The following is a 26,346-nucleotide window of genomic DNA, read 5'->3' on the forward strand; positions in this document are numbered from 1 at the left end:
CTGAATTAAATCGGGGCGTTTTTTTATGCGTATTGGCCACGGCTACGATGTGCACCGTTTCGCTGAAGGCGATTTCATCACCCTGGGCGGCGTGCGCATCGCACACCACCATGGGTTGCTGGCTCATTCCGACGGCGATGTCGTGCTGCATGCCTTGAGCGATGCTTTGCTCGGCGCTGCTGCACTGGGCGATATCGGCAAGCATTTTCCGGACACCGACCCGACGTTCAAGGGCGCGGACAGCCGTGTCCTGTTGCGCCATGTGGTCGGACTGATCCATGCCAAGGGCTGGAAGGTCGGCAACGTCGATAACACCATCGTCGCCCAGGCGCCCAAAATGGCCCCCCACATTGAAGCGATGCGCGCACTGATTGCTGCGGATCTGCACATTGAACTGGATCAAGTGAACGTGAAAGCCACCACTACCGAGAAGCTCGGGTTTACCGGTCGTGAAGAGGGCATTGCGGTGCACTCCGTCGCCTTGTTGCTGCGCGCATGAATGACCTGCAACTGCTGGGCCCACGGGCCTACGGCGAGGCCTTGGGCAGCGCGGTACTGAAGGCGACGGCCGAAGATTTCCAGGTCGACGAAGTGCTGGATATCCCATTGACCGGCGAGGGTGAACACCTGTGGTTGTGGGTGGAGAAACGCGGCCTCAATACTGAAGAAGCTGCACGGCGTATCGCCAAGGCCGCTGGCGTCCCGTTGCGTACCGTCAGCTACGCCGGGCTCAAGGATCGCCAGGCGCTCACCCGCCAATGGTTCAGCGTGCAGTTGCCGGGCAAGGCCGATCCGGATATGAGCGCGGCGGAAAACGACACCCTCAAGATCCTGAAAACCGCTCGCCATAAACGCAAGCTGCAACGCGGTGCGCATTCGGCCAACGGCTTTACCCTGCGCCTGACGCAGTTGGCAGGTGATCACGCGGCTATCGACGCACGCTTGCAACTGATCGCCCAGCACGGCATTCCCAACTATTTCGGTGCGCAACGGTTTGGCCACAACGGGGGCAATGTGGTGGACGCGCGTGAGTGGGCGGCCCGCAAGGCCTTGCCGGAGCAGCGCAATGTGCGTTCGCGCCTGCTGTCCACTGCGCGCAGTTTCCTGTTCAACAAAGTGTTGGCTGCTCGTGTCGCGGATGGCTCCTGGCAGCGCGCCCAGGTGGGTGATTTGCTGGCCTTTACCGACAGCCGCAGTTTTTTTCCGGCGGGGGAGGCTGAATGCAGCGACCCGCGCCTGGCGATCCTCGACCTGCACCCGACAGGGCCACAGTGGGGCGAGGGCGACTCACCGACGACCGGAACAACCCATGAACTGGAACAGGCCGTCGCCGCCAGTGAGCCCGACCTGCGCGATTGGCTGGTGAATGCCGGCATGAGCCAGGAACGTCGCATTCTGCGACTGCCCATTGGCGGGTTGACGTGGCATTATCCCGGGCCTGACATTCTGCAATTGGAATTCGTCCTGCCGGCCGGATGCTTCGCCACTGTCTTGGTGCGCGAGCTTGTTGATCTGGTGCCGGTGGGGCAGACGGACAGCCCATGCGTATTCTGATATCAAACGATGACGGTGCCACCGCACCCGGTCTTGCCGCGCTTCATGCTGCGCTGGTGGATTATGCCGAGTGCGTGGTGGTCGCCCCCGACCAGGACAAGAGTGGCGCCAGCAGTTCGCTGACGCTCGATCGTCCGCTGCACCCGCAGATCCTGGCCAATGGCTTTATCAGCGTGAACGGTACCCCCACCGACTGCGTGCACCTGGCCATCAACAGCCTGTTGGAACAAGAGCCTGACCTGGTTGTGTCGGGCATCAACCTCGGTGCGAACCTGGGCGACGACGTGCTGTATTCCGGTACCGTGGCGGCGGCGCTTGAAGGCCGCTTCCTCGGGCGTACCTCGTTCGCATTCTCGTTGGCCTCGCGCCAACTGAGCAATTTGCCGACCGCGGCCTATTTCGCGCGCAAACTGGTGGAAGCCCACGGCTCCCTGGACTTGCCACCGCGTACGGTGCTCAACGTCAATATTCCCAACCTGCCCCTCGAGCATATTCGCGGCATCCAGCTGACGCGCCTGGGTCACCGCGCCCGCGCGGCGGCGCCGTTGAAAGTGGTCGACCCGCGTGGCAAGGAGGGGTACTGGATCGCCGCCGCAGGCGACGCCGAAGATGGCGGCCCCGGCACGGACTTTCATGCGGTGATGCAAGGCTATGTCTCGATTACCCCGTTGCAACTCGATCGCACCTTCAGTGATGCCTTCAGTAGTCTCGATGGCTGGCTGGAGGGCCTGCGCTGATGGCTCGTGAACAAGACGACCTGCTGCGTCGTGGCATCGGGATGACTTCCCAGCGTACTCGTGAGCGTTTGATCCAGCGTCTGTACGAAGAGGGCTTGTCCAACGCCCAGGTACTCGAAGTGATCCGGCGCACGCCTCGGCACCTGTTTGTCGATGAAGCCCTGGCCCATCGTGCTTATGAAGACACGGCGCTGCCGATCGGCCATAACCAGACGATCTCCCAGCCGTACATGGTCGCGCGCATGAGCGAACTGTTGCTGGCGGCGGGCCCGCTGGACAAGGTGCTGGAGATCGGCACCGGCTCCGGCTACCAGACGGCCGTGCTGTCACAGTTGGTGGAGCGCGTCTTCTCGGTGGAGCGGATCAAGGTGTTGCAGGATCGCGCCAAGGAGCGCCTGGTGGAACTCAACCTGCGCAATGTGGTGTTCCGCTGGGGCGATGGCTGGGAAGGTTGGCCGGCGCTGGCGCCTTACAACGGCATTATCGTCACGGCGGTGGCCACGGATGTGCCGCAGGCGTTGCTCGACCAGCTGGCTCCTGGCGGCCGCTTGGTGATCCCGGTGGGTTCCGGCGAAGTGCAACAATTGATGCTCATTATCCGTGAGGACGAAGGCTTCTCCCGGCATGTGCTCGGGGCGGTACGTTTTGTGCCGCTGCTCAATGGCCCGCTGGCCTGATCATTTGTGCGCGAGCAGTGAATTCTGTTGGCGGGGATGTGTCTTACGGCGGGGTCTATTGAGTCAACATCATCGGCAGCGGCCTTAAACATGATGCGTTTTTCGTTTCGGTCGTGTGCCGGTAAAAAGCCAATGCCCAGTTATACTTGCGTCATATTTCCAGCCTGATACAGGCGTTCATGTTCAGCCACCATAAAGGGAGCGGCGGGTGAGTCTCACAGGTCTTGCGCAGCGTATGAGTAAAACAAGCTTTCAGCGACTGGTGCTTGGCCTTGTCTTTAGTTCCTTATTGGCAGCCTGCTCGAGCGCGCCATCCGGTGGCGCGCGCGTGGTAGACCGTAATAACGCGGTGCCGCAAAAACCGACGGTTACCACTGGTCAGTATGTAGTACGAAAGGGGGACACGATGTTCTCGATCGCCTTTCGCTACGGCTGGGATTACAAGGCGCTTGCCGCCCGCAACAACATCCCTGTGCCCTACACGATACATCCGGGTCAGACCATTCGTTTCGATGGACGCACCGGTTCAACGCCTACGACAGTTGTGACAAGCTCCGGATCCTCGCCGTCGTCTTCGAGCAAAACCACGATCATCACTCGGCCTGCAGGCAGCGCCACGCCTACGGTTGCGAGCAAGCCGGCGCCCGCGCCGTTGCCGCCTGCGGGGCCTGCGCCGACCGGTTGGGGATGGCCCTCAAACGGAGTGTTAATTGGAAAATTCTCTTCAAACGGTAGTTTGAATAAAGGCATTGATATCGCCGGGGATTTGGGACAGCCTGTTTTAGCTGCGTCTGATGGGACAGTGGTGTACGCCGGGAGTGGTTTACGGGGCTACGGCGAGCTGGTCATCATCAAGCACAGCGATACCTACGTCAGTGCCTACGGTCACAACCGCAGGCTGTTGGTTCGGGAGGGGCAGCAGGTCAAAGTCGGACAGACAATTGCCGAAATGGGATCAACTGGTACGGACCGGGTGAAACTGCACTTTGAGATTCGCCGTCAAGGGAAGCCTGTAGATCCGCTGCAATTCCTACCCCGTCGTTGATATGTTGCACAGCCTGTTCCCTCACGTAGAAGGAACAGGCTCCAGCGTTGCCAAGGATAAAGGCGCCGCTTGAGCTTGAGGTCGAACTCACCAAAGGACTATAACAATGGCTCTCAGTAAAGAAGCGCCGGAGTTTGACATCGACGATGAGGTTCTCCTTATGGAGACCGGCATCGCTACGGAATCGATGTCGAATGAGGGACCTGCTGTACCTTCAGTTCGCACCAAATCCAAGAACTCCGCTGCGTTAAAGCAACACAAGTACATTGACTACACGCGGGCGCTAGACGCCACCCAGCTGTATCTCAATGAAATCGGCTTTTCCCCTTTGCTGACTCCCGAAGAAGAAGTCCATTTTGCGCGCTTGTCGCAAAAGGGTGATCCGGCTGGGCGCAAGCGCATGATTGAAAGCAACCTGCGTCTGGTGGTGAAAATCGCCCGACGCTACGTCAATCGTGGACTGTCCCTGTTGGACCTGATCGAGGAGGGCAACCTGGGCTTGATCCGGGCCGTGGAGAAGTTCGACCCTGAGCGGGGCTTCCGCTTTTCGACCTACGCCACCTGGTGGATTCGTCAGACCATCGAACGGGCGATCATGAATCAGACCCGAACGATCCGGTTGCCGATCCATGTGGTCAAGGAGCTCAACGTCTACCTTCGGGCGGCGCGTGAGCTCACACAAAAACTCGATCATGAACCTTCACCCGAAGAAATCGCCAACCTGCTGGAGAAGCCGGTAGGGGAGGTCAAGCGTATGCTCGGACTTAACGAGCGCGTGTCTTCGGTCGATGTCTCGCTGGGTCCGGATTCGGATAAAACCCTGCTGGATACCCTGACGGATGATCGTCCGACAGATCCTTGCGAACTGTTGCAGGACGATGATCTTTCCCAAAGCATTGACCAGTGGCTCTCTGAGCTCACGGACAAGCAGCGTGAAGTGGTGATACGTCGCTTCGGCCTGCGTGGTCATGAGAGCAGTACCCTGGAGGACGTAGGCCTGGAGATCGGCCTGACCCGTGAGCGGGTGCGGCAGATCCAGGTGGAAGGGCTCAAGCGCCTGCGTGAGATCCTGGAGAAGAATGGCTTGTCGAGTGAGTCGTTGTTTCAGTAACGACGCAGCTTGAATGCTTGAATGCTTGAATGCTTGAATGCTTGAATGTGGGAGAGGGCTTGCCCCCGATGGCGATGGTTCGGTCAACTCTGGATTGACTGGCACACTGCAATCGGGGCAAGCCCCCTCCCACATTTTTTTGTGCCAGGCATCAGGTTGGCGCCAGTACCAAATCCCAGGCATAAAAAAACCCCGCTTTTAAGGGCGGGGTTCTTTCGACTAAGTCAGTACAAGTTAGATAACTTGAACTTCTTCAGCTTGCATGCCTTTCTGACCGCGGGTAGCGATGAAAGAAACCTGTTGGCCTTCTTTCAGGCTTTTGAAGCCGTCGGATTGGATAGCTTTGAAGTGAACGAACAGGTCGTCACCGGATTGTGGAGTGATGAAGCCGAAGCCTTTTTCATCGTTGAACCACTTAACGGTACCAGTTTGGCGATTAGACATGGTGTATCTCCTTGGACAAAGTTAACTGCGACTCAGGAAAAGCCCTGGCCGAGACTGAGTGCAAAGAGCAGGAAAAATTCTTGGAGATGGTTGGATCGAAATTCAACATATCGTGTAGAGATTCTCAGTGACACAAGCAGCACAGTGGCGCCACCTTAACCCTTTTTCCGGAACGTGCCAATGGTATTTCCGAAGGTTTCTCTATTTTCGTGACTGGCGGTGGTATTTACAGTCGCCTGATGCGGTACGCCGGGCGCCGGCCCCGCGGGTTGCGGCTTATTGCAGGGCGCACATTCATCAACAAAAGCCCTGCGCCCTTTGAACCCCAACGCCGGCCCCGGTAAGATGCCCCACAGAATTTTTCCACCTCGCTATTCAGGACACCGCCATGAGCATCAAATCGGACAAGTGGATTCGCCGCATGGCGCAAGAGCACGGCATGATCGAACCGTTCGTTGAGCGCCAGATTCGCGGTGAAGGCGATGAGCGCGTGATTTCGTACGGTGTGTCCAGCTACGGCTACGATGTGCGCTGCGCCGATGAGTTCAAGGTGTTCACCAATATCAATTCGGCGATCGTCGATCCGAAGAACTTCGACGAAAAGAGCTTTGTCGACGTCAAGAGCGACGTATGCATCATCCCGCCAAACTCCTTCGCCCTGGCGCGCACCGTGGAGTTCTTCCGTATTCCCCGCGACGTGCTGACCATTTGCCTGGGTAAAAGTACCTACGCTCGCTGCGGCATTATCGTAAACGTGACGCCACTTGAGCCAGAGTGGGAAGGCCACGTGACCCTGGAGTTCTCCAACACCACCACCCTGCCTGCGAAGATCTACGCCAACGAAGGCGTGGCGCAGATGCTGTTCCTGCAGTCTGACGAGGCCTGTGAAGTGTCCTACAAAGACCGCGCCGGCAAGTACCAGGGCCAGCGTGGCGTCACCTTGCCACGCGCTTGATCGAAAGGTCTTACACGTCTAGGGAATTAGTCTGAGGGAAGTGACTCTATTGGGTGTACTGCCTCGGTACGTGCAAAACGTACCGAGCCACGCTTGAGGAGTACCTTATGAAGATCAATCCGCGAATCAGCGCCGAACTTGCCCGGCTTGAACCCAACCAGATTGGCGTTCTGGCCTGGTCCCTGATGGCCGATCCTGCTTATGCGGGCGGCATCCCCGGTCAACCCGATCCGGATTACCCGCAGCCCAGCGAACCCGGTGAACCGACACTGCCGGACGAGCCACCACCCGCGCCAGTTGCCTGAGATCTAACCGACTGGCCAGACCTCATGATCGCCGATAACAAATGTTCGGCGGTCATTCGCCCGTTCCACTGCAAAGCCACCGGTGAACGCGCCAAATGCCGGCAGCAGGCTGACGCGTGCGCCAAGCTGGAAGCACGGCAGGCGCAGACTCTGGCGGCCCTTGCCGCGCAAGCGATACACCGGATGCACATGCCCAGCCAACACGTGGTGGCTGGGGTGGGCGTGCGGTTCGTGTTGCAGGGCGAACGGACCCATCAGCAACGGCTCGGGGACCACCTCCATTCCCAGGTCGGCTGGCGGGTCGCCGGCGCGTTTGTCGTGATTGCCACGAATCAACGTCAGGCTCATACCCGCATGGCGCACGCGCCATGCCCTCAGCGCCTCCAGCGTGCCACTGGCGTGGGATCCGGGGCCGTGCAGGAAATCGCCAAGAAAGATTACTTGCACGCACGGTAGTGTTGATAGCAGTCGATCCAGGCGCCGCAGGTTCTCGGTGGTGGTTCCCTGCGGTACCGGCTGCCCCAGGCTGCGATAGGCTGAGGCTTTGCCGAAATGCGCATCGGCAATTAACAGGCACCGGTGTGCAGGCCAAAAGACAGCCCTGTCCGCCAGCAACCACAGTTCTTCTCCCTCAAGTGTCACCGAGCAAACCATCAGCGCTTCCCGTTATCCGCGACTTTTTCCAGGTCCTTGACCATCCGCGCAATGCGCTCCGAGAGTTTTTCCGAACTCAGGCTCTCGCGCATCCGTTCCACCAGCAGGGGAAAGGCCAGCGGCGTAGGCCGTTCGATCAGGTGCAGGTCCAGTTTCAGTGCCGACAGATGAAGCAACGTTTCTTCGAGTCGGCGAATATCCAACTCATCACGCAGGACTTCTTCCCCTGCCTGGGCCAGCAGCAGGTTTTGTGGGTCATATTGCTTGAACACTTCAAAAAACAAACCACTGGAAGCCTGGACCTGGCGCGTGCTTTTCGGCGCGCCGGGGTAACCTGCGAATACCAGCCCGGCGATGCGCGCGATTTCGCGAAAGCGGCGCAGAGCCAGTTCCCCGGCGTTCAGGCTGGCGATAACGTCCGTCAGTAAGTCCGCGGGGCTCAGTAATGCTTCGTTCAGCCTCAATGGCCAATCCACTTCAGTGGCGCTCAATAGCTCCAGCCCGTAATCATTGACGGCAATCGAAAACGTCACCGCCTGCTCTTGGCTGACCCGCCACGCCAGCAAGCTTGCCAATCCCAGGTGCACCTGACGCCCGGCAAACGGGTAAAGAAACAGGTGCCACCCCTCCCGCGACTTGAGGGCTTCGGCCAGCAGATGCTCACGGGTCGGCAGCCCGGACCAGCGCAACTGTGTCTGCAGCAGGGGGCGCACCGCCTGCATCTCCGGGCCTTGGAAGTGGCCCTGTGCCGCCGCATCAAAACGCTCGACGACGGCCTGCGCCAGCTCATTGGAGAGCGGCATGCGCCCGCCATTCCAGCGCGGCACAGCGGCTTTTTTCGCGGTGCCGCGGCGCACATAGGCGGTCATGTTTTCCACGCGCACCAGCTCCAGCAAGCGCCCGGCAAACAGGAAGCCATCACCCGGCTTGAGCCGCGCGATAAAACCTTCCTCGACACTGCCCAAGTGCTTGCCGCCGCCGCCCTTGCTCCAGAACTTCAGTTGGATACTGGCGTCGCTGACGATGGTACCTACGCTCATGCGGTGCCGACGCGCCAGCCGGGCATCCGGGACGCGCCAGATACCGTGCTCGTCCGGTTCGACACGGCGGTAATCCGGGTAGGCGGTCAGCGATAGGCCGCCATGGCGAACAAACCCCAGTGCCCACGCCCAATCGGCGTCCGTGAGGTCGCGATAGGCCCAGGCCCCGCGGACTTCCGCCAGCAGCGCGTCGGGCGTAAAACCACCGCCCAGGGCCATGCTCACCAGGTGCTGTACGAGGACATCCAATGGTTTGTACGGCGATTCGCGCGCTTCGATGCGTCGCTGGGCAATCGCATCCTGGGCCGCTGCCGCTTCTACCAATTCCAGGGTATGGGTCGGCACCAGTGTCACCCGTGATGGTCGCCCTGGCGCATGCCCCGAGCGTCCGGCGCGCTGCATCAGGCGCGCGACGCCTTTGGCGGAGCCAATCTGCAACACGCGCTCCACCGGCAGGAAATCCACGCCCAGGTCCAGGCTCGACGTGCACACCACGGCCTTTAGTTGCCCATCTTTCAGCGCGCGCTCCACCCAGTCTCGGGTTTCCCGTGCTAGCGAGCCGTGGTGCAGGGCAATCAAACCGGCCCAATTCGGACGCGCATCCAGAATGGCCTGATACCAGATTTCTGACTGCGCCCGCGTATTGGTAAACACCAGGCAACTGCTGCAGGCATCTACCTCGGCCACCACCTGCGGCAGCATCTTCAAGCCAATATGCCCGGCCCAGGGGAAGCGCTCAGCGACGGGCGGCAGCAAGGTGTCGACCTGCAAGGGCTTGCTGGTTTGCCCCTGGACGTTGATGCCACCGCCTTGTGGGACCAAGACCTCCAAGGCGTGGGCCTGGTTGCCCAGGGTCGCTGAAATCCCCCATACCATCAGCTCTGGGTGCCAGCGCCGCAACCGTGCCAACGCGAGTTGCAACTGCACGCCGCGCTTGTTGCCGATCAATTCATGCCATTCGTCCACCACCACCAGGCGCAACTGCGCCAGGCTCGCCTCGCTGTCGGCGCGCGCCAGCATGAGGGTCAGGCTTTCCGGGGTGGTGACCAGGGCGGTGGGCTGACGCCGCGTTTGGCGCGCGCGTTCGTTGCTGCTGGTGTCGCCGGTGCGCAGGCCAACGCTCCAGGGAATCTGCAACGCCTCCAGCGGTGCTTCCAGGGCACGCGCCGTGTCGGCGGCCAGGGCGCGCATGGGCGTGATCCACAACACCGTCAACGGTTCAGCCGGGGCTTTGCGCTTGCCGTTGGTTGGCGGGCGGGTGATGGCGAAGCGATTGAGCGCGGCAAACCACAGGGCGTAGGTTTTACCGGCACCGGTGCTGGCATGCAGCAGCCCCGACTGCCCATGCTTGACCGCCGCCCACACGTGTTTTTGAAAGTCGAACGGCTTCCAGCCTTTGGCGGCAAACCATTTCTTGGCGAAGTCGATGGGTTTTGCCATACGGCGGCTGATATTCCGGAGGGTCTATTTCCACAGACCCTCCAGGCATCGCAAAGGTTTACTTCAAATTGCCACTCAAGAACTGCTGCAGGCGCTCACTCTTTGGATTGCCCAGCACATCCTCCGGCGCGCCTTCCTCCTCCACCAGGCCCTTGTGCAGGAACAGCACCTGGCTCGACACCTTGCGCGCAAAGCTCATCTCGTGGGTGACCATGATCATGGTCCGGCCTTCCTCGGCCAGGCCCTGGATCACCTTCAGCACTTCGCCCACCAGCTCGGGGTCGAGGGCCGAGGTGGGTTCGTCGAACAGCATCACCTCCGGCTCCATCGCCAGCGCACGGGCGATCGCTACCCGCTGTTGCTGGCCGCCGGAGAGGAACGCCGGGTATTGATCGGCCACGCGCGCCGGCAGGCCGACTTTGTCCAGGTAGCGTCGGGCGCGGTCTTCGGCGTCCTTCTTGCTGCAACCCAGCACCCGGCGCGGGGCCATGGCGATGTTCTCCAGCACGCTCATATGGCTCCACAGGTTGAAGTGCTGGAACACCATTGCCAGCCGCGTGCGCAGGCGTTGCAGCTCAGCATCGTCGGCCACGCGCATGCCGTGGCGGTCGCTGACCATGCGGATTTGCTTGCCATCGAGGGTCATGGCGCCGTCGTTGGGGGTTTCCAGAAAGTTGATGCAGCGCAGGAAGGTGCTCTTGCCCGAGCCGCTGGCGCCGATCAGGCTGATCACGTCACCGGTCTTGGCCTTGAGCGAGACACCTTTGAGCACTTCATTGTCGCCATAGCTTTTATGCAGGCCTTCAACGGTCAGTTTGTACATGGGGCATGCATCCTCAAGGCGAAAGTAGGTAGCCGCTGCGGTAGGCCTCTGAGCCTGCGACATGGCCGATGACCATCCCCGCAGTGGCCATGCGTCGCAGCGAACGGGCGTAAAGCAGGCCGGCCTGCTGGCAGTGCACCGGCGTTACGCGGTCAGTGATGGGGTCGATGATTTCGGCAATCAGTTGCCCGGCCTCCAGGTATTCGCCCGGCAAGGCACTGAACACCAGCAAGCCGCCCACCGGTGTCGCCACAGGCTCGACGCCCGCCAGCGGCGTGGCCGGGTAGGGCAGGTCGGGCAGCGGGGCGACGTCGCCGTCGATCGCACCGAAGTGAATCAGGTAGTCGATGATCGCCTGGCAATCGAGGCGGGCCAGGCCGTGGTTGACGTCACCTTGGCCGCGCAACTCGACCGTCACCGAAAAGCTGCCCATGGGAATCGGGAAGCGTTCGCCAAAGCGTTGCTGCAACTGCCACCACACCAGGGTGAAACACTCATCGAAGGACTGTCCGCCGGAGTCAGTGGCCAGCAAATTGGCTTCTGAGCCGATATAGCGCGCCAGCGGCTCCACCCGTGGCCAGGCTTCTGGCGTGGTGTACAGGTGCGCCACGGCTTCGAAGTCGCAATGCAGGTCCAGCACCATGTCCGCATCGCAGGCCAGGCGTTGCAGTGCGAGGCGCTGGGATTGCAATTGGGTCTCGGCGTTTTGCGCGGCCAACGCGGTGGACAGCGCAGTGCGGATCAGTTCGACGTTGTGCCGCGGGTCATCGCCCAGCAAGGCCTCGACCTGGTTGCCCACGTCTTCGCTGAGATCGACGAACAGGCGATTGAAGTTCTGCCCGCTTTCCAGTTCATAACGGCCCAGCGGGATATCCATCAGCACTTGTTCCAGGCCCACCGGGTTGGCGATGGGCACCAGTACGACTTCGCTGCGCAAGCGGCCGGCCGCCGCCAGCTGCGCCAGGCGCACCTTGAGGTGCCAGGCCACCAGCATGCCTGGCAGCTCGTCGGCATGCAGCGACGACTGAATGTAGATCTTGCCTTCGGCCTGCTCCGGGCCGAAATGAAAGCTGTGAATCTGCCGCGCCGTGCCGGGCACTGGCGCGATCAGCTCATGAATCTGATGACGCATGAAGGCTCCTTAGTGGCTCGGCCCGAGAAACGCCAGCCAGCGGCGCTCCGCCAGACGAAACAGACCGACCAGGGCAAAGGTCACGGTCAGGTAGATCAGCGCAGCGATGCCGAAAGATTGAAAGGTCATGAAGGTGGCCGAGTTGGCGTCCCGCGCGACTTTCAGGATGTCCGGGATCGTCGCGGTAAAGGCCACTGTGGTCGAGTGCAACATCAGGATCACTTCGTTGCTGTAGTAGGGCAGCGAGCGACGCAACGCCGACGGCATGATCACATAGGCGTACAGCTTCCAGCCGCTGAGGCCATAAGCCTTGGCCGCTTCGACTTCGCCGTGGGCCATGCTGCGGATCGCCCCGGCGAAGATCTCCGTGGTGTAGGCGCAGGTGTTCAGGGCGAAGGCCAGGACGGTGCAGTTCATTGCATCGCGAAAGAACGCATCGAGGACCGGTTGCGCGCGCACGGCGGCAATGCTGTAGATGCCGGTGTAGCAAATCAGCAGTTGGATATACAGCGGCGTGCCCCGAAACAGGTAGGTATAGAACTGCACCGGCCAGCGCACCAGCGGGTTGCGCGATACCCGGGCGATGGACAGCGGGATCGACACCAGGAAGCCGATGACCAGCGAGGCGCTGAGCAGCCACATGGTCATGGCCAGGCCGGTAATATGCTGGCCGTCGCTGTAAAGGAAGGGGCGCCAGTATTGCTGCAAGAGTTCGATCATCGCACGGCCTCCCGTGAGCCTGCGGAGTAGCGACGTTCAAGACGACGCAGGACAAAGTTCGACGCGCTGGTGATCAGCAAGTAGATCAGCGCAGCGAGCACCAGGAAGTAAAACAGTTGATAGGTGCTCTTGCCGGCATCCTGGGCAGCCTTGACCAGGTCGGCCAGGCCGATGATCGACACCAGCGCGGTGGCCTTGAGCATCACCATCCAGTTATTACCGATACCCGGCAGGGCAAAGCGCATCATCTGCGGGAAGGTCACATAGCGGAAACGTTGCCCGCGCTTGAGGCCATAAGCCGTGGCGGCTTCCAATTGGCCGCGGGGGACGGCGAGGATCGCACCGCGAAACGTCTCGGTGAAGTAGGCACCGTAGATAAAGCCCAGGGTGATCACCCCGGCGCTGAAAGGGTCGATCTCGATGTATTCCCATTCCATGAAGTCGGTAAGACCGGTCAGCCAGGTTTGCAGGCTGTAGAAAATCAGCAGCATCAGGACCAGGTCGGGTACACCGCGAATCAGGGTGGTGTAGAGCTGGGCGGGGATGCGCAGGAAGGGCAGGCTGGAGAGTTTGGCACTGGCACCGAGCAAGCCCAGCAACACGCTGACGGCCAACGACAGCACCGATAGCTTCAGGGTCATCCAGGTGCCTTGCAGCAACAGCGGGCCGAAACCCTTCAAGCTGAATGCGCTCAGCCCGAGGGTTTGCAACAGATCTTCGAACATAAATCAGGACCTATGGCGATAAAAAAGCGCCCCTTCAACGAAGGGGCGCCCCAGGCATTATTTGCCGCTGTACAGGTTCAGATCGCCAAAGTGTTTCTTCTGGATGGTGGCGTAGGTGCCATCATCGTGTAACGCTTTGATACCTTTATCCAAAAGGGCCTTCAGTTCAGTGTTACCTTTTTTGATACCGACCGCGGTTTTCGACGGCAGCAACGGGTCATCGATGGCTGCGCTGACTTCGTAGCCCGCCCCGGCTGGTGACTTCAGGAAGCCCAGTTCGGCTTGCAGCATGTCCTGCACGGACGCGTCGAGGCGACCGGAGGTCAGGTCGGCGTAAACCTGGTCCTGATTGGCGTAGGCCTTGGTGGTTACACCGGCTTTATCCAGCACGGCCTTGGCGTAGGCTTCCTGGATGGTGCCTTGCTCGTAGCCCACGGATTTGCCTTTGAGCGACTCTGGTGTCGAGTAGCCGGCGCCTTTCTTGAAGACCAGCGAAGTCGGGCCGGAGAACAGCTCGTTGGAGAAGTCGATGGCCTTCATACGGGCCTCGGTGACGGTCATCGAGGAAATCACACCGTCGAACTTGTTGGCTTTGAGGCCCGGAATCATGCCGTCGAAATCACTTTCGACCCACTTGCACTTCACTTTCAGTTCGGCGCAGATCGCGTTGCCCAGGTCGATATCGAAGCCCACCAGGCTGCCGTCGGCAGCTTTGGACTCGAACGGCGCGTAGGAAGGATCGACACCAAAACGCAGTTCCTTGTATTCCTTGGCCAGCGCGGTACCGGCGGCCATGCACAGAGCCAGTGCAGAAAGGGTCAGCAATGCTTTTTTCATTATGTAATCCCTGGAAACCAAGATAAGCGCTTGTGGCGCGTTTAGGACTGTTACTGAACGGTGTCAGACGGATCACAAGTAGCAATTTCTGCACCATAGTTCCGAATGATCGTTTTAAAAGGTGGGAAGAGGGAGTTATAAGTATAGGAAATGCCCGAAAATGGGCATTGAAAACTGAGCGCACCATTTCGGAACATTTGCAGATCCCATTGTGGGTGGGCGCTTGCTCCCACAGGTGTTCTGCGTCAGGCCAGTAAGTCCTGCAGGGTGGCTAGGTTATCCGCCTCATCCACCGCCTTGTCCTGGCGCCAGCGCAACATCCGCGGGAACCGCACCGCTATCCCGCTCTTATGCCGCTTGGACAGGGCAATGCCTTCGAACCCCAACTCGAACACCATGCTTGGCGTTACGCTGCTGACCGGGCCGAACTTCTCCACAGTGGTCTTGCGCACGATGGCGTCGACCTTGCGCATTTCTTCATCGGTCAATCCTGAATACGCCTTGGCGAACGGTACCAAGGTACGTTCGCTGCCGGCCGGGCCGTCCCATACTGCAAAGGTGTAGTCGCTGTACAGGCTGGCGCGTCGACCATGGCCGCGCTGGGCATAGATCAACACCGCATCGACGCTGAACGGGTCGACTTTCCACTTCCACCACACGCCCATGTCCTTGGTGCGGCCTACTCCGTACAGGCCTTCGCGCGCCTTGAGCATCATGCCTTCCACCCCAAGCTGGCGGGAGGCTTCGCGTTGCTGGGCGAGGTCCTGCCAGGTGGTACCCGTCAGCAAGGGCGATGCCAGCAGTACGGGTTGGTTGCACTGGGTAATCAGCCGTTCAAGTTGGGTGCGGCGTGCCGCCTGGGGTTGGTTGCGCCAGTCGTCGCCCTGATGCTCCAGCAGGTCGTAGGCCAGGACCGCGACCGGAGCATCGTCGAGCACTTTTTTGCTCAAGGTCTTGCGGCCAATGCGCTGTTGCAGCAGCGCGAACGGTTGCACCGCGTCCTTCCACACCACGATCTCACCATCGATCACCGTGCCATCGGGCAGGCCGCTGGCCAGGCTGTGCAGTTCGGGAAAACGCTCGGTCACCAGTTCTTCACCCCGGGACCAGATCCACAGGCGGCCCTCACGCTTGACCAGTTGCGCGCGAATGCCGTCCCACTTCCATTCCACCTGCCAGTCGGCGGGCGAACCGAGCAGGGTGTCGAATTGCTCGACCGGCTGCGACAGTCCGTGGGCGAGAAAAAACGGATAGGGCTGTCCGCCCCGTTGGGCATGTTCGTCGGACGATTCGGCGGCGATCAGCTTGAGGTAGCCTTCGGCCGTCGGCCGGTTGGACAGGTCGGTGTAGCCCACCAGGCGCTGGGCCACGCGCTTGCTGTCCAGATCAGCCAGGGCGGCGAGGGCGCGGGTGACCAGCAACTTGGACACCCCCACGCGAAAGCTGCCGGTGATCAACTTGACGCACACCATCAGGCTCGGTTGATCCAGTTGCGCCCACAACGCGGGTAAGCGTTCGGCCAGGTCCTGGGGCGAAAGGCCACGCAGCGGCAGGAGCTTTTCTTCGATCCACACCGCCAGGCCGTCATGGGAGGTGTAGGCCGATTCTGGCAATAACAGCGAAATCGTCTCGGCCAGGTCACCCACCGATTGGTAGCTTTCCTCAAACAGCCACGGGGCGATCCCTGAGGCTTCGGTGGCCATGTCTCGCAGCAGGCGGGTGGGTACCAATTGCCGAGGACGCCCGCCGGACAGGAAATACACCGCCCACGCGGCGTCTTCGGGCGGGGCCTGCAGGAAGTAGGCTTGTAATGCGGCAAGCTTGGCGTTGCTGGAGGTGGTGGCGTCGAGGTTGGCGTACAGCTCGGCAAAGGCTTTCATGGCGTGGTCTCTTCTTCGTCATCTCCGTATTCGGTGCTGAAGCTCTGGGCGTCCAGGCCTTTTTCCCGCAGGTGGCGCACCAGAACGCCGACGGAGCCATGGGTGACCATTACCCGTTCGGCGCCGGTTTGTTCAATGGCCCACAACAGTCCGGGCCAGTCGGCGTGGTCCGACAGCACAAAACCCCGGTCCACCCCGCGCCGCCGCCGTGTACCACGCAGGCGCATCCAACCGCTGGCGAAGGCATCGCTGTATTCGCCAAAACGGCGTATCCAGCTACTGCCGCCGGCGGAGGGCGGCGCGATGATCAGGGCTTGGCGCAGCAACGGGTCGGTCTTTTTGAAGTCGCCCGCGTAAAGGGTTTCGGGAATGTAGATACCGGCTTCGCGGTACACCCGGTTCAGCGGTTCGACTGCGCCGTGGCTGAGGATCGGACCGATGCTGGCGTCGATGCCGTGCAGGATGCGTTGGGCCTTGCCGAAGGAATAACAGAACAACACGCTGGCCTTGCCGGCCGCGATATTGGCCTGCCACCAATCATTGATGCCGGCAAAGATCTGCGCCTGGGGCTGCCAGCGGTAGATCGGCAGGCCAAAAGTGGATTCGGTGATAAAGGTGTGGCAGCGCACTGGCTCGAATGGCGCGCAGGTGCCATCGGGTTCGACTTTATAGTCGCCGGACGCCACCCAGACTTCGCCCTGGTATTCCAGGCGTACCTGGGCGGACCCAAGCACATGCCCGGCCGGGTGGAAGCTCAAGGTGACGCCGTGATGCACCAGTGGCTCGCCGTAGGCCAGGGTTTGCAGGTTGATGTCCTGGCCCAGGCGCGAGCGCAGGATGCCTTCGCCGGGACCTGCGGCGAGGTAGTGCTGGTTACCGGTTCGGGCGTGGTCGCCGTGGGCGTGGGTAATGACCGAGCGTTCCACCGGGCGCCACGGGTCGATGTAGAAATCACCGGCGGGGCAGTAGAGGCCTTCGGGCCGGGCGATGACAAGGTCCATGGAGCGTGCCGGGGGCAATGGGCTTATCAGTAGGAGGCAGGGGGCAGCGCAGAAGTTCTATCTGAATGCATGGGGGGCAAATGTGGGAGGGGGCAAGTCGCATCGTCGCACCGCCCCTCCCACATTTTGAAGCGTTTACTTGCCTGGGGTCAGGGTCAACCTGGCCTTCCCGTACACCTTATCGAAGTTCTGCGGCTGCATCGGGAAGCTCAGGTATTGCGCCTTGAGCGCGGCGTCGATGCCGTTGGCGTAGTGGGGGCTGGCGGGGTTGCCGGACTGGCCAATGCCACCCTGGCCCATCATCGGTTCCGCCTGGCCGAAATCGACGATCATGCGCAATGCCGGCACCTGGGTGGTGTTGAAATCCCGGCCCCAGCTGTACGGTGCCGGGTTCAAGGTGGTGTGGTCGCCACCGGACGCCAGTGGTCCGCGAATCACTTGGCCGCTGGTGTTTTTCCAGGTGGTGCTGTGCAGCTTGCCCCATTGCCAGGCCTTGTGATCGCTACCCAACTGGCTGTCGCCGGCCGTGATCGCGGCGGCCAGGCTGCGGGCGAGGATCGCCGGTTTGTCTTCTTTTTGCGCGGTGCGCACGTCATCCCAGAACGGGCTGTCTTCGCGGCCCAGCAGGTGGTCGGCCTGGGCGGCGTAGGACAAGCTGGCGTTACTGACAAAGGCTTTCCAGCTTGCGCTGTTTTCCGGGCCGAGTTCGTCGAGGAAGATCTGTTTGCTGCTTTCCTGCAGGAACAGCTCGTAGATCGCCGCGTCGGCGGAGGTGGGGGCCAGGCGACCGTCAAAGGCCATCAGGCGATTCAGCGCTTCCCGCGCCTTGGCCTGTTCAGCGGCTGGCAATGCATCGATCGCCTGTTTCAGGGGCTGGGCCATGCCCGGTGCCTGGAACATGTTCTTGAGCTTGGCGGCGAACGTGGTGGTCTGGTCGTATTGCATGGCAATCATGCTGCGGCTGTCATGCTTGCCGGCATTGGCCAGTTGCGCCAGGCGCTCGCTGCGCTCCGGCGCATCCCACGAGTTCGACAATTGCATGCCATAGCCACGCGGCGCGGTGCGCTGGTTGGCGGTGCCGATCCAGCCCTGGGCCGGATCCTGGTCGTACGGGTGCAGCATGGCGTCGGCGTAACCGTCCCAGTCGAAGCGCGCATCCCAGCCCGGCGAGGGCAACAGGCCTTCGCCTTCGCGACGGTTGGGGAAGCGGCCTGTGACCTGCCAGCCAATGTTGCTGGCGTCGGCGAACACGATGTTCAAGGCGATGGCGCGAATCTCGCGGGTCGCGTCCGAGGCTTTGCCGGCATTTTGTGCACGGGACAGGTCGAAGAACGCGTCCAGGCTTTTGTCGTCCTTGAAGTCGGCGGTTTGCAAGGCCAGGCCAAAACCACTGGTCAGTGCCTGGCTGCTGTTAAGCAGGGCGCCGTGGCGGGTTTCGTACACCACTTCGCGAATCGAACGTTGGCCCTTGATGAAGAAGGTTTCGTTACGCACCCCAGCCGGTAGCCATTTGCCGTTGTTCTCGTAGTACAGCGCGCTGCCTTGGCGTTTGACCTTCTCCAGGAACAGGTCCTGGGTGTCGCCCTTGACGGCGCTCATGCTCCACGCGACTTTGCCGTTGAACCCCGACAACAGAGTTGGCAGACCGGCGATCGATGCGCCGACCGCCTGGTATTTCGGGGCGCGGATCTGCACGTAGTTCCACGGCGAAGGCGCTTGCGGCTGGGCCGCGAGGTCGTTGGCCAGTAGGCTTTTACCGCTGCGGCTGCGTTGCGGGCCGATGGCCCAGTTGCTTGAAGTCGTCACCGCCAGGGAATTGAGTGTGCTCAATTGCTGGCTGACCGTGTCCAGCCCGGCCAGGCCGGTGATCTGGCTGAGGTTCACGCCCTTGAGCTTCTCCGCTTCGGCCAGGGGGATCGGTTCATCCGGTGCGCTTGGGGTGAGCCAGGCGAGTTTGTCGGCGCCGACTTTCTGCGCGAGTACCAGGGACGCCAGTTCTTCCTGCAGGTTGGTTGCCTCGCTGAAATTCAGCAGGCAGAACAACAGCGCCGAATCTTCCGGTTTCCAGTACTCGGGCTTGTAGCCGGTCTTGGCCAGGTCCGGCGGCAGCTTGTCGCGGTAGCGGAACAGGTAGGCGTTGACGCCACGGGCATACACTTCAAAGAAACGCTTGAGGCGCGGCGACGAGGCGTTATACAGCTCGCCCGCACTTTTCCTGAGGTTGACCGCGCGCATGAAGCGGTCGACATCCAGCACGTCTGCACCGGACATTTCCGCCAGGCGGCCTTGGGCCAGCAGGCGCAGCGTGACCATCTGGGTGATCCGGTCGCTGGCGTGTACATAGCCGAGGCTGAACAGTGCGTCGTGGAAGGTGTTGCTTTCAATCAGCGGCATGCCCTGGGCATTGCGGCGTATCGAAACGTTCTGCGCGAGGCCCTTGAGCGGCTGCACGCCGGCAACGGGGGGCAGGGTGTCCTGGGTGCTCTGGAGCTGGCAACCGGCCAGGCCCAAGGCACTGGCCACTGCCGCGGCAACGCCGAACCGGGGAAGAAAATGTGAGAGGGCTGGCGAGGCCATGGCAAAGCTCCTGCGGGGGGTAGCGTCAGTAAAGGCGCTACGTTAGTGAGCGCGGCGATACGACGCAAGCGGGAGTTTGGGGAAAGCGTCAGATCTTGAGTCTGTTCAAATCAAATGTGGGAGGGGCGGTGTGACGATTCGACTTGCACCCGATGGCGGCCTCTGGGCCGACCAGGATGTTGGGGGAATTGGGACATATCCATTGCTGCGGTAACGGCGACTTAGGGTTCCGCTCTTACAGCGGGTCACTTTTGGAAAAGAGCCCGGGATGCCGGCCCAGCCAAAAGTAACCAAAAGGGCTCTTGCCCCACCACTCGGCACCTCGCCTAGGCTCGGTGTGCCCGAACACAGGCTTGAATCCGTGGGCCGCCGTCATGGGCCATCCCTGGCCCAGGACGGCTAACCCGGCGTCCTGCCGGGTTACCCACGGATTCAAGCCTGCGTTCGGCCAGCGTGGTTTAACGGGGCGCCTAAGATCAAGATCAAAAGCCAAAGCCAGAGCAATTGAGCATTTCGGCACTGTTATCGAGCGTTTCGGCACAGTAACCACGCTTTGCTCAACCTAGACTCGAGCTTCACTTTAGGACTCAGATGGAGTTGCGATGAAAATCAGATTAATCCTGCCTGCACTTTCCATGGCAGTGACATTCAGTGGATACGCTGCCGATTTCGTACTGACCAGCCGGGATATTGCTGACAATCGTCCGCTGACCAGTCGCGAAGTGTTCCAGGGCTTCGGGTGCGAAGGTGGCAACACGTCTCCTGAGCTTTCCTGGCAAAACGCCCCCGCGGGGACTAAAAGCTACGCGATCACTGTTTACGATCCCGATGCACCCACCGGTAGCGGTTGGTGGCATTGGACGGTGGTTAACCTGCCAGCTTCCACCCATAGCTTGCCAAGAGGTGTAGGGGTGAACCTGCCCGCAGGTGCCGTACAAGGGCGAACCGATTATGGCCAGCCGGGGTTCGGTGGCGCTTGCCCACCTGTCGGAGATAAACCCCATCGCTATCAATTCACCGTATGGGCATTGAAAGCCGATAAGCTACCGCTCGACAACCAGGCCAGCGGAGCCTTGGTAGGTTACATGCTCAACGCCAACGTCCTGGCCAAAGCGACCATTACTTCAACGTACGGACGTTAAGAACGATGCGCCCTTGTGACGGCATACAGCACCGGGAAAACATTATCGATGCATGTGTCATACGGGCGCGACAACCCCTCACCTTGCCAAGGGTGCCGGTGTTCGTGACCACCTTGTGTCGAGTGCGACAGGGGGAAAAACTGTTGCAATGGGATGACCGGGAGATGCGCGCAGGGCCTCAGCATCTGATTCTGATGCCGGCCGGGCGCGAGCTTGGTATCTCCAACTTCCCTGGCCCTCACGGTCACTACATCGCCGATGCGGTGACCTTTCCCGTCTCGACATTACGTAACTTCAGCACCCGATATAGCCAGCAGATTATGAGCGGGCGCGGTGCACTGAAGACCGATCTATGCGTTCCTCTGGACAGGCACACAACCCAGGCATGGGAGCAGTTGTTGGCCGCCATCAATGGGAACGCCCCACAGGCACTATGCACACATTATGGGGAAGCGGTTCTTCTGAGCCTATGCCTTGGAGGCCAGGTCGGGCCTCTGCTGATGGGGCGCAACGATCCACTGTGTGAACGTGTGCAGCAACTGGTAATGGCCAGGCCGGAGAGAGACTGGACGGTCGCGAGCATCGCACAACACATGAACCTGGGTATGTCGACATTGCGCCGCCAACTGGCGAAAGAGGGTAATAGTTTCAGGAATATTTTGGAGGGTGTTCGACTGTCGACAGCATTACAACGGTTGCAAACAACTTCTCGCCCGATCGGTGAAATTGCCGGCGCCTGCGGTTATGCCTCGGCCTCACGTTTTGCTGTGCGCTTTCGCTCACACTATGGCCTGTCACCGCGTGAATTGCGGGCGGCGATTTGAGCATTTTCCTTCCCCTGCTTCGTACAGCCCGCCAATCGAGTGAAGCGCCTGCTCAGCTTGCCGTTCCAACTGCACCGATTCGTTGCCAGGGCAATCCAAGTACCCGTGCCTGAAGTGGCAAAACTTTGTAGCAGCTTACCGTCGGCTGCTACAAAGCTTTCGTGGATACCCATGGTTATCCGGGGCAGGCCCCCACATGTGACCGGGTGGGTTTCAAGAATAATGCTCAGGACTTGGGCGGGTTGACCTTTTGCACCAGTTCGTAAGCGCGCAGGGTTGCCGGGCGTTCCTTGATACTGTTGAACCAGCGATGAACGTGTGGGAAATCTTCCAACCGCTGGCTCTGCCACTTGTGGGAAACGATCCAGGGGTAAATGGCCATGTCGGCAATGCTGTAGGCCTCACCCGCCACGAACGGACGATCCGCCAGGCGTCGATCCAGTACCCCATACAAACGCGCGGTTTCATCCACATAACGCTTGATCGCGTAGGGGAGCTTCTCCGGTGCAAATTGGCTGAAGTGATGGTTCTGGCCCGCCATCGGCCCCAACCCGCCCATTTGCCAGAACAGCCATTGCAGTACTTCCTGGCGACCGCGCAGGTCCTGGGGAATGAACTGGCCGGTTTTTTCCGCGAGGTACAGCAGGATTGCACCGGATTCAAACAGTGAAATCGGCGCGCCGCCGTCGTTCGGGTTCTGGTCGACGATGGCCGGGATGCGGTTGTTGGGAGCGATCTTCAGGAAGCCAGGCTTGAACTGGTCGCCCTGGCCGATGTTGATCGGGTGCACCTTGTAGGGCAGCCCGGCTTCTTCCAGGAACAGCGATACTTTGTGACCGTTAGGGGTGGTCCAGTAATACAGGTCGATCATGAAGCTCTCCAAATGAGCGAATGCCTGCATGTATAGGTGATGATCGACGGGTCATAATTCAATGAAACATTTACGTCTAAGGTTAGAAGCCTTTCAGGCTGTGCTGTCTGCCCACACCCGCAGTGGCGGTTGCGCGCAGCACACCATAGCCTTCGGCTGAAAGCGTGGGGGCGCCTCCATTGCCTGGGCACATGGGGGGGAGCTTGATTCGTCGGGAGACGGGGGGAGGGGGTTGCAGTGCCAGCGCAAGTCCTGGACTTGGAGCGCCGTCAAGCATGTGGGAGTTTTGCTGCCCCTCGCAGGGAGTGACTCAATAAAGCCACCAGGACAGTTGCTCCCACATTAGGGGCTACCGCGCGGCTTACGCCCCGTGGCACTTCTTGAATTTTTTCTCACTGCCGCATGGGCACGGATCGTTGCGACCAACGTCCTTCAACGCATTGCGCACTGGCTCCTGGTGAGCGTGGCCGCAGTTCGGGCCGTGGACATGGCCGTGGTCGTGATCATGATGATCGTGATCGTGGTTGCAGTCAGGACCATGGACATGGGGTTGCTGAGTCATCGATGTCGCTCCGGAATAAAATCGCCGGGTATTATCTCGCCATTGTGGGCCACCTGCACGTCATACTCGATGAATAATCCGGTTTTCAGCTCGCCGTCCAGGCGATAAGGCACGGGCTGGTCGGGTTTTTTCAGCATCTGCACCACATCGCGTATCTGCGGCCATAGGTTGGTGCGCACCGACACCTTGAAGAACGCGTGGCCGCGCGGCGGTACGGTGAGCCACTCATTGGACTCGCCCTCGGTCAGCACAAAGTCGCCCAGGGTGACCTTGTAGATCAGGCCGCGCACGGTCAGGTCTGCGTCGTCGCGATTGTCCACGCGGAAATACAGCTTGAATTTCTGCTCAAGCAACTTGGCCCGTACTACCTCCACTTTCACCAGGGAGACGTGGGGCGGCGGTGAGTCGTCTTCAAACCAGGAGGCGCAGCCCGTCAGAGTGAGGGTCAACGCCAGCATTAAGCTGTACATCCGGTGCATGGCGCTGTCCTGTCATGGGGTTAGAGGTAGCTGGCGCAGCACTTCTTGAACTTCTGCCCGCTGCCGCACGGGCAGGCATCATTGCGCCCGGCCTTCACGTCCACGGTCGGGTCGATGAAGTACCAGCGCCCCTCATTCTGTACGAAAGAAGACTGCTCGCGGTGGCTATGTTCGCCGGTGCTGTCATGCCAGCGCGCGGTAAACGTCACAAAGGCGTGTTCCGGCTGGCCGCCGAATACCTCGGAGCTTTCGACCTCAAGGCCCAGCCAGGTGCTCTGCAAGCTCCAGGCACTGATGGCGTCGCGGTCCAGGCCGGCCTGTTGCGCAGGCAATGTGGTGCTCACCAGGTAGTCGACCAGGCCCAGCACGTAGGCGCTGTAGCGCGAGCGCATCAGGGCGCTCGCGCAGGGCGCCGGGTGGCCAGCGTGATAATGGCCGCAGCAGGCATCCAGCAGGTTACCGCTGCCGCAGGGACATATGGATGTACTCATCGGGTTACCACCAATACTTTCCGAAGTTTTCCGGGTTGGCCCAGAAGCGTGCGTTGAGCCAGTCCGGCACCTGTTTATAGTCAAGCAGATCATAGGTGAACAACGTCAGAACCTGATCAAGGCGCTGGAAGCGCTCGCCGGCCTGCAGGGCCAGGGAGAAGAAGTCGGTGTCCTTCCAGTCGCAGGCGGCCAGGTCTACCAGTACCGCGATGCGGCTTGCGTTGAGGTTACGAATGCCGCCAAGCAGGGTCAGTCCTTGAGGTTTTGACAGGTGCTCCAGGCAGTCGACCACCAGTGCCAGGTCAAAACGCTGCGCTGCCAGTTCCGCGGGCAATGCCCCAGGCTGTGCGATGAACACCTGGGTGTCTGGGTGCGCCGCCTCAAAGGCCTCCAGTGCCGGGAATTGGCTGGAGCCCAACAAAAGCAGGCGTTTGGGCTGGTGCAGATCGAGCAAAGCGGCCAGCGCTTGCTGGGGCGTACGGGAAGAAATACCAGCGGTCATCAGAGATCCTCACATCATGACCCTAGAGACTAGCGCGGCTGAGCGTGCGGGCCTAGAGCGGGCGGTAGCGAAAAGTCCTACGAGTACGGCGATCCTCAATGAATACGGGGGCGTGGCGTAGTGGCGCAGTTGAAAAGAGCCGTCTTTACTCCACCCATCGGCCCCCGCCGATCCCTCAGGAGAAATCAGATGAGCATCATGCGGACAGTTCTACCTTTGGTTCTGCTAACCGGAGTATTGACAGGTTGCGCAGGCTTGCAAAAAACCGATTGGCCCACCTGTGCCGCTGTCGGCGGCGTGACCGGCGCGGCGATTGGCGCGACGGAAAGCTCGGCCTACGCCGGTTATGGCGCGTTGCTGGTCGGCGGCATGGCCGGCGCGTATTGCTGGGTTCATGGCGACGCGGATGAAGACGGCGATGGCGTGCCGGACAGCCGTGACAAGTGCCCGGGTACTCCGAAGGGCGTGCAGGTCGACGCCAATGGCTGCCCACCTGCGCCGCCAGCGGCGGTGGTAGAGGAAGTGGTGGTGGCCAAGGAAGAAACCATCGTGATTCGCGATGTGCACTTCCAGTTCGACTCGGCCAAATTGACGGCTGCGGACAAGACCAAGCTCGACACCATCGCCACTCGCCTGAAAAAGGAGGCCCCAAGTGCCCAACTGCGGGTCAGCGGCCATACCGACAGCGTCGGCAAAGACGCCTACAACCAGAAACTCTCGGAAAAACGCGCGCGCTCGGTCACCGACTACCTGATCAGTGCCGGCGTGCCTCGCAGCAACTTTGTGTCCGTGACCGGCGCGGGTGAAAGCCACCCGGTGGCCGACAACAAAACCGCTGAAGGCCGCGCATTGAACCGCCGCGTGGAAATCCAGATCAACCGCTGACAGCCCTTGCCCCTGTGGGATTCCACAGGGGCATTGTTGGCGATCTTCGTTGAAATCGCTCCTTTCTCAAGTTTTTTGATCCTTCACTGGCAAATCGCCTGTAGAAGTCGTTACTGTGCGCCCAAAGAAAAATTTGAAAACACTCAGGAGCCCCATGATGCGTAAGGTTTTTCTGTTGGCCCTGTTGGTCAGCCCCGTTGCCCTGGCCCAGAGCGTCAGTGTTGAAACCAATTCGTTGATGCGCCTGCCTTCCAGCACCAGCGTGTTGCAACTGGAGCGCCTGGACGTGGCGGATTACGGCACCTTGCTGATCCCGGCCACGATCAGCCAGGTCACGGTGGATCAACTGCACCTGGGCCGTGAGGCGCGCATTACCATCGCGCCGGGCAACACAGGGTTGCAGTTGCAAGTGCGCCAGGCGCAGTTGGAACACGGCAGCCAGATCACCTCGCGCGGTGCCCCTGGCACTCATGAAAAACCGGCCAAGGCCGGGCGCGACCTGACCTTGCGTATCAATGCACTGGCCGCTGAAACATTGTCGGTGGATGCCCGTGGCGGCGCGGGTGCACAAGGGTATGCCGGCCTGGATGGTGCCAACGGTGAAGACCCGGGTTGTACCTGGGGTTCGGCCGGGCGGGGGGCCAATGGAGATAATGGCGGCGACGGCCTTCCCGGTGCAGCGGGAGCGCAAGTACGCCTCGAGCTGCCGCAGGACTTTCCGAGCGAGCGGATCAAGGTCTGGGTCGATGGTGGCCCGGGCGGCTTGGCCGGTACGGCGGGTAAACCTGGCAAGGGCGGGCAATCCAAGGGCTGCCTGGTGTACCGCGCTGATGGCGGCGAAAAAGGCCGCCCAGGTTTGGAAGGCCAGCCGGGGCCAGCTGGGCCTGCGGGCTCTGTGACCATCCAACGACTTTGAGTCGTCGGGTCTGACGC

28 protein-coding genes are annotated in these 26,346 nt (G+C 60.8%); 12 read left to right on the forward strand and 16 right to left on the reverse strand.

The features are described 5' to 3' along the window. Nucleotides 1-25: 25 nt before the first annotated feature. The 6 genes from ispF to rpoS all read left to right on the forward strand — a co-directional run bounded on the left by ispF (nt 26) and on the right by rpoS (nt 5,124). Nucleotides 26-499 (forward strand): 2-C-methyl-D-erythritol 2,4-cyclodiphosphate synthase, encoded by a 474-nt coding sequence (gene ispF / locus ACODSV_RS08310; RefSeq protein ID WP_024073845.1) that lies wholly within the window; start codon nt 26-28, stop codon nt 497-499. After that, nucleotides 496-1,554 carry a tRNA pseudouridine(13) synthase TruD gene (gene truD / locus ACODSV_RS08315; protein WP_150054408.1) on the forward strand — a complete coding sequence of 353 codons (1,059 nt, stop codon included), beginning with the start codon at nt 496-498 and terminating at the stop codon, nt 1,552-1,554. The genes ispF and truD overlap by 4 nt, the downstream gene beginning before the upstream one ends. Continuing rightward, nucleotides 1,542-2,291, forward strand: a complete 750-nt coding sequence (surE, locus tag ACODSV_RS08320) for a 5'/3'-nucleotidase SurE (protein ID WP_024073847.1) — start codon at nt 1,542-1,544, stop codon at nt 2,289-2,291. Before truD ends, surE begins: the two co-directional genes overlap by 13 nt. 41 nt (nt 2,292-2,332) lie before the next feature. Beyond that, nucleotides 2,333-2,968 (forward strand): protein-L-isoaspartate(D-aspartate) O-methyltransferase, encoded by a 636-nt coding sequence (locus tag ACODSV_RS08325; protein ID WP_169850588.1) that lies wholly within the window; start codon nt 2,333-2,335, stop codon nt 2,966-2,968. Between the two features lie 208 nt (nt 2,969-3,176). Then, the gene (locus ACODSV_RS08330; protein ID WP_024073848.1) at nt 3,177-4,013 is read left to right on the forward strand and encodes a peptidoglycan DD-metalloendopeptidase family protein; all 837 of its coding nucleotides are present in this window, start codon (nt 3,177-3,179) and stop codon (nt 4,011-4,013) included. Between the two features lie 106 nt (nt 4,014-4,119). After that, a complete protein-coding gene (rpoS, locus tag ACODSV_RS08335; protein WP_024073849.1) occupies nt 4,120-5,124 on the forward strand; it encodes an RNA polymerase sigma factor RpoS in 1,005 nt (334 codons plus the stop codon). A 234-nt stretch (nt 5,125-5,358) separates the two neighbouring features. On the opposite strand, the gene ACODSV_RS08340 is transcribed toward rpoS, so the two are convergent. After that, nucleotides 5,359-5,568: a cold-shock protein gene (locus ACODSV_RS08340; protein WP_002554837.1), complete on the reverse strand. Its 210-nt coding sequence runs from the start codon at nt 5,566-5,568 to the stop codon at nt 5,359-5,361. A gap of 388 nt (nt 5,569-5,956) precedes the next feature. Here ACODSV_RS08340 and dcd point away from each other — a divergent pair, with 388 nt between their 5' ends. Together dcd and ACODSV_RS08350 are read left to right on the forward strand one after the other, a co-directional pair. Beyond that, on the forward strand, nt 5,957-6,523 hold the full coding sequence (gene dcd, locus ACODSV_RS08345) for a dCTP deaminase (RefSeq protein ID WP_003189215.1): 567 nt from the start codon (nt 5,957-5,959) through the stop codon (nt 6,521-6,523). 107 nt (nt 6,524-6,630) lie between these two features. Next, on the forward strand, nt 6,631-6,828 hold the full coding sequence (locus tag ACODSV_RS08350; protein ID WP_024073850.1) for a hypothetical protein: 198 nt from the start codon (nt 6,631-6,633) through the stop codon (nt 6,826-6,828). 3 nt (nt 6,829-6,831) lie between these two features. Here ACODSV_RS08350 and pdeM read toward each other — a convergent pair whose 3' ends face one another. From pdeM to ACODSV_RS08400, 10 genes are all read right to left on the reverse strand, one after another. Continuing rightward, entirely contained in the window at nt 6,832-7,482 is a 651-nt protein-coding gene (pdeM, locus tag ACODSV_RS08355) for a ligase-associated DNA damage response endonuclease PdeM (protein WP_024073851.1), read from the reverse strand. Next, nucleotides 7,482-9,962, reverse strand: coding sequence for a ligase-associated DNA damage response DEXH box helicase (locus tag ACODSV_RS08360; protein WP_150055018.1), 2,481 nt, complete (start codon nt 9,960-9,962; stop codon nt 7,482-7,484). The genes pdeM and ACODSV_RS08360 overlap by 1 nt, the downstream gene beginning before the upstream one ends. A gap of 58 nt (nt 9,963-10,020) precedes the next feature. Further along, entirely contained in the window at nt 10,021-10,785 is a 765-nt protein-coding gene (locus ACODSV_RS08365; RefSeq protein WP_454843884.1) for an ABC transporter ATP-binding protein, read from the reverse strand. Between the two features lie 13 nt (nt 10,786-10,798). Continuing rightward, complete coding sequence (locus ACODSV_RS08370; protein ID WP_069075385.1) at nt 10,799-11,917, reverse strand: succinylglutamate desuccinylase/aspartoacylase family protein; 1,119 nt, start codon at nt 11,915-11,917, stop codon at nt 10,799-10,801. Between the two features lie 9 nt (nt 11,918-11,926). Then, nucleotides 11,927-12,637: an ABC transporter permease gene (locus tag ACODSV_RS08375; RefSeq protein WP_024073855.1), complete on the reverse strand. Its 711-nt coding sequence runs from the start codon at nt 12,635-12,637 to the stop codon at nt 11,927-11,929. Then, nucleotides 12,634-13,362 carry an ABC transporter permease gene (locus ACODSV_RS08380; protein WP_024073856.1) on the reverse strand — a complete coding sequence of 243 codons (729 nt, stop codon included), beginning with the start codon at nt 13,360-13,362 and terminating at the stop codon, nt 12,634-12,636. The genes ACODSV_RS08375 and ACODSV_RS08380 overlap by 4 nt, the downstream gene beginning before the upstream one ends. A gap of 57 nt (nt 13,363-13,419) precedes the next feature. Next, complete coding sequence (locus ACODSV_RS08385; protein ID WP_024073857.1) at nt 13,420-14,199, reverse strand: transporter substrate-binding domain-containing protein; 780 nt, start codon at nt 14,197-14,199, stop codon at nt 13,420-13,422. Nucleotides 14,200-14,444: 245 nt separating this feature from the next. Continuing rightward, the gene (locus tag ACODSV_RS08390; RefSeq protein WP_024073858.1) at nt 14,445-16,079 is read right to left on the reverse strand and encodes an ATP-dependent DNA ligase; all 1,635 of its coding nucleotides are present in this window, start codon (nt 16,077-16,079) and stop codon (nt 14,445-14,447) included. Beyond that, on the reverse strand, nt 16,076-17,080 hold the full coding sequence (locus tag ACODSV_RS08395) for a ligase-associated DNA damage response exonuclease (RefSeq protein ID WP_024073859.1): 1,005 nt from the start codon (nt 17,078-17,080) through the stop codon (nt 16,076-16,078). Before ACODSV_RS08395 ends, ACODSV_RS08390 begins: the two co-directional genes overlap by 4 nt. A gap of 135 nt (nt 17,081-17,215) precedes the next feature. After that, nucleotides 17,216-19,657 carry a penicillin acylase family protein gene (locus tag ACODSV_RS08400; protein ID WP_150095552.1) on the reverse strand — a complete coding sequence of 814 codons (2,442 nt, stop codon included), beginning with the start codon at nt 19,655-19,657 and terminating at the stop codon, nt 17,216-17,218. 602 nt (nt 19,658-20,259) lie between these two features. On the opposite strand from ACODSV_RS08400, the gene ACODSV_RS08405 reads away from it, so the two are divergent. After that, the gene (locus ACODSV_RS08405) at nt 20,260-20,799 is read left to right on the forward strand and encodes a kinase inhibitor (RefSeq protein ID WP_150054374.1); all 540 of its coding nucleotides are present in this window, start codon (nt 20,260-20,262) and stop codon (nt 20,797-20,799) included. Between the two features lie 5 nt (nt 20,800-20,804). Beyond that, complete coding sequence (locus ACODSV_RS08410) at nt 20,805-21,623, forward strand: helix-turn-helix transcriptional regulator (protein ID WP_024073862.1); 819 nt, start codon at nt 20,805-20,807, stop codon at nt 21,621-21,623. Nucleotides 21,624-21,849: 226 nt separating this feature from the next. Here the strand turns inward: ACODSV_RS08410 and ACODSV_RS08415 are convergent, their stop codons facing one another. The 5 genes from ACODSV_RS08415 to ACODSV_RS08435 form a co-directional block, all read right to left on the reverse strand. Next, complete coding sequence (locus ACODSV_RS08415; RefSeq protein WP_489046057.1) at nt 21,850-22,494, reverse strand: glutathione S-transferase N-terminal domain-containing protein; 645 nt, start codon at nt 22,492-22,494, stop codon at nt 21,850-21,852. A 361-nt stretch (nt 22,495-22,855) separates the two neighbouring features. Next, nucleotides 22,856-23,056 carry an SEC-C metal-binding domain-containing protein gene (locus ACODSV_RS08420; RefSeq protein ID WP_003189235.1) on the reverse strand — a complete coding sequence of 67 codons (201 nt, stop codon included), beginning with the start codon at nt 23,054-23,056 and terminating at the stop codon, nt 22,856-22,858. After that, the gene (locus ACODSV_RS08425) at nt 23,053-23,535 is read right to left on the reverse strand and encodes an LEA/WHy family protein (protein WP_024073865.1); all 483 of its coding nucleotides are present in this window, start codon (nt 23,533-23,535) and stop codon (nt 23,053-23,055) included. The genes ACODSV_RS08420 and ACODSV_RS08425 overlap by 4 nt, the downstream gene beginning before the upstream one ends. 20 nt (nt 23,536-23,555) lie before the next feature. Continuing rightward, on the reverse strand, nt 23,556-24,026 hold the full coding sequence (locus ACODSV_RS08430) for a YchJ family protein (RefSeq protein ID WP_024073866.1): 471 nt from the start codon (nt 24,024-24,026) through the stop codon (nt 23,556-23,558). A gap of 4 nt (nt 24,027-24,030) precedes the next feature. Then, nucleotides 24,031-24,528, reverse strand: a complete 498-nt coding sequence (locus ACODSV_RS08435; protein ID WP_024073867.1) for a DUF6231 family protein — start codon at nt 24,526-24,528, stop codon at nt 24,031-24,033. A gap of 189 nt (nt 24,529-24,717) precedes the next feature. Between ACODSV_RS08435 and ACODSV_RS08440 the strand changes: the two genes are divergently transcribed. Next, entirely contained in the window at nt 24,718-25,413 is a 696-nt protein-coding gene (locus ACODSV_RS08440; RefSeq protein WP_024073868.1) for a PA1041 family peptidoglycan-binding anchor lipoprotein, read from the forward strand. A gap of 157 nt (nt 25,414-25,570) precedes the next feature. Further along, complete coding sequence (locus tag ACODSV_RS08445) at nt 25,571-26,329, forward strand: hypothetical protein (RefSeq protein ID WP_041160858.1); 759 nt, start codon at nt 25,571-25,573, stop codon at nt 26,327-26,329. Nucleotides 26,330-26,346: the final 17 nt, after the last annotated feature.

Source organism: Pseudomonas sp. FG86, assembly GCF_057808775.1.

Bases quoted from the DNA above. Each gene is read 5' to 3' on its own strand.
- ACODSV_RS08380 (WP_024073856.1), bottom strand. From the start codon at position 13,362: ATGTTCGAAGATCTGTTGCAAACCCTCGGGCTGAGCGCATTCAGCTTG.
- ACODSV_RS08410 (WP_024073862.1), top strand. From the start codon at position 20,805: ATGCGCCCTTGTGACGGCATACAGCACCGGGAAAACATTATCGATGCA.
- ACODSV_RS08365 (WP_454843884.1), bottom strand. From the start codon at position 10,785: ATGTACAAACTGACCGTTGAAGGCCTGCATAAAAGCTATGGCGACAAT.
- ACODSV_RS08405 (WP_150054374.1), top strand. From the start codon at position 20,260: ATGAAAATCAGATTAATCCTGCCTGCACTTTCCATGGCAGTGACATTC.
- ACODSV_RS08350 (WP_024073850.1), top strand. From the start codon at position 6,631: ATGAAGATCAATCCGCGAATCAGCGCCGAACTTGCCCGGCTTGAACCC.
- pdeM (WP_024073851.1), bottom strand. From the start codon at position 7,482: ATGGTTTGCTCGGTGACACTTGAGGGAGAAGAACTGTGGTTGCTGGCG.
- ACODSV_RS08400 (WP_150095552.1), bottom strand. From the start codon at position 19,657: ATGGCCTCGCCAGCCCTCTCACATTTTCTTCCCCGGTTCGGCGTTGCC.
- ACODSV_RS08430 (WP_024073866.1), bottom strand. From the start codon at position 24,026: ATGAGTACATCCATATGTCCCTGCGGCAGCGGTAACCTGCTGGATGCC.
- ACODSV_RS08385 (WP_024073857.1), bottom strand. From the start codon at position 14,199: ATGAAAAAAGCATTGCTGACCCTTTCTGCACTGGCTCTGTGCATGGCC.
- ACODSV_RS08435 (WP_024073867.1), bottom strand. From the start codon at position 24,528: ATGACCGCTGGTATTTCTTCCCGTACGCCCCAGCAAGCGCTGGCCGCT.
- ACODSV_RS08425 (WP_024073865.1), bottom strand. From the start codon at position 23,535: ATGCACCGGATGTACAGCTTAATGCTGGCGTTGACCCTCACTCTGACG.
- ACODSV_RS08370 (WP_069075385.1), bottom strand. From the start codon at position 11,917: ATGCGTCATCAGATTCATGAGCTGATCGCGCCAGTGCCCGGCACGGCG.
- ACODSV_RS08375 (WP_024073855.1), bottom strand. From the start codon at position 12,637: ATGATCGAACTCTTGCAGCAATACTGGCGCCCCTTCCTTTACAGCGAC.
- ACODSV_RS08420 (WP_003189235.1), bottom strand. From the start codon at position 23,056: ATGACTCAGCAACCCCATGTCCATGGTCCTGACTGCAACCACGATCAC.
- truD (WP_150054408.1), top strand. From the start codon at position 496: ATGAATGACCTGCAACTGCTGGGCCCACGGGCCTACGGCGAGGCCTTG.
- ACODSV_RS08415 (WP_489046057.1), bottom strand. From the start codon at position 22,494: ATGATCGACCTGTATTACTGGACCACCCCTAACGGTCACAAAGTATCG.
- ACODSV_RS08445 (WP_041160858.1), top strand. From the start codon at position 25,571: ATGCGTAAGGTTTTTCTGTTGGCCCTGTTGGTCAGCCCCGTTGCCCTG.
- ACODSV_RS08325 (WP_169850588.1), top strand. From the start codon at position 2,333: ATGACTTCCCAGCGTACTCGTGAGCGTTTGATCCAGCGTCTGTACGAA.
- ACODSV_RS08340 (WP_002554837.1), bottom strand. From the start codon at position 5,568: ATGTCTAATCGCCAAACTGGTACCGTTAAGTGGTTCAACGATGAAAAA.
- dcd (WP_003189215.1), top strand. From the start codon at position 5,957: ATGAGCATCAAATCGGACAAGTGGATTCGCCGCATGGCGCAAGAGCAC.
- ispF (WP_024073845.1), top strand. From the start codon at position 26: ATGCGTATTGGCCACGGCTACGATGTGCACCGTTTCGCTGAAGGCGAT.
- ACODSV_RS08440 (WP_024073868.1), top strand. From the start codon at position 24,718: ATGAGCATCATGCGGACAGTTCTACCTTTGGTTCTGCTAACCGGAGTA.
- rpoS (WP_024073849.1), top strand. From the start codon at position 4,120: ATGGCTCTCAGTAAAGAAGCGCCGGAGTTTGACATCGACGATGAGGTT.
- ACODSV_RS08360 (WP_150055018.1), bottom strand. From the start codon at position 9,962: ATGGCAAAACCCATCGACTTCGCCAAGAAATGGTTTGCCGCCAAAGGC.
- surE (WP_024073847.1), top strand. From the start codon at position 1,542: ATGCGTATTCTGATATCAAACGATGACGGTGCCACCGCACCCGGTCTT.
- ACODSV_RS08390 (WP_024073858.1), bottom strand. From the start codon at position 16,079: ATGAAAGCCTTTGCCGAGCTGTACGCCAACCTCGACGCCACCACCTCC.
- ACODSV_RS08395 (WP_024073859.1), bottom strand. From the start codon at position 17,080: ATGGACCTTGTCATCGCCCGGCCCGAAGGCCTCTACTGCCCCGCCGGT.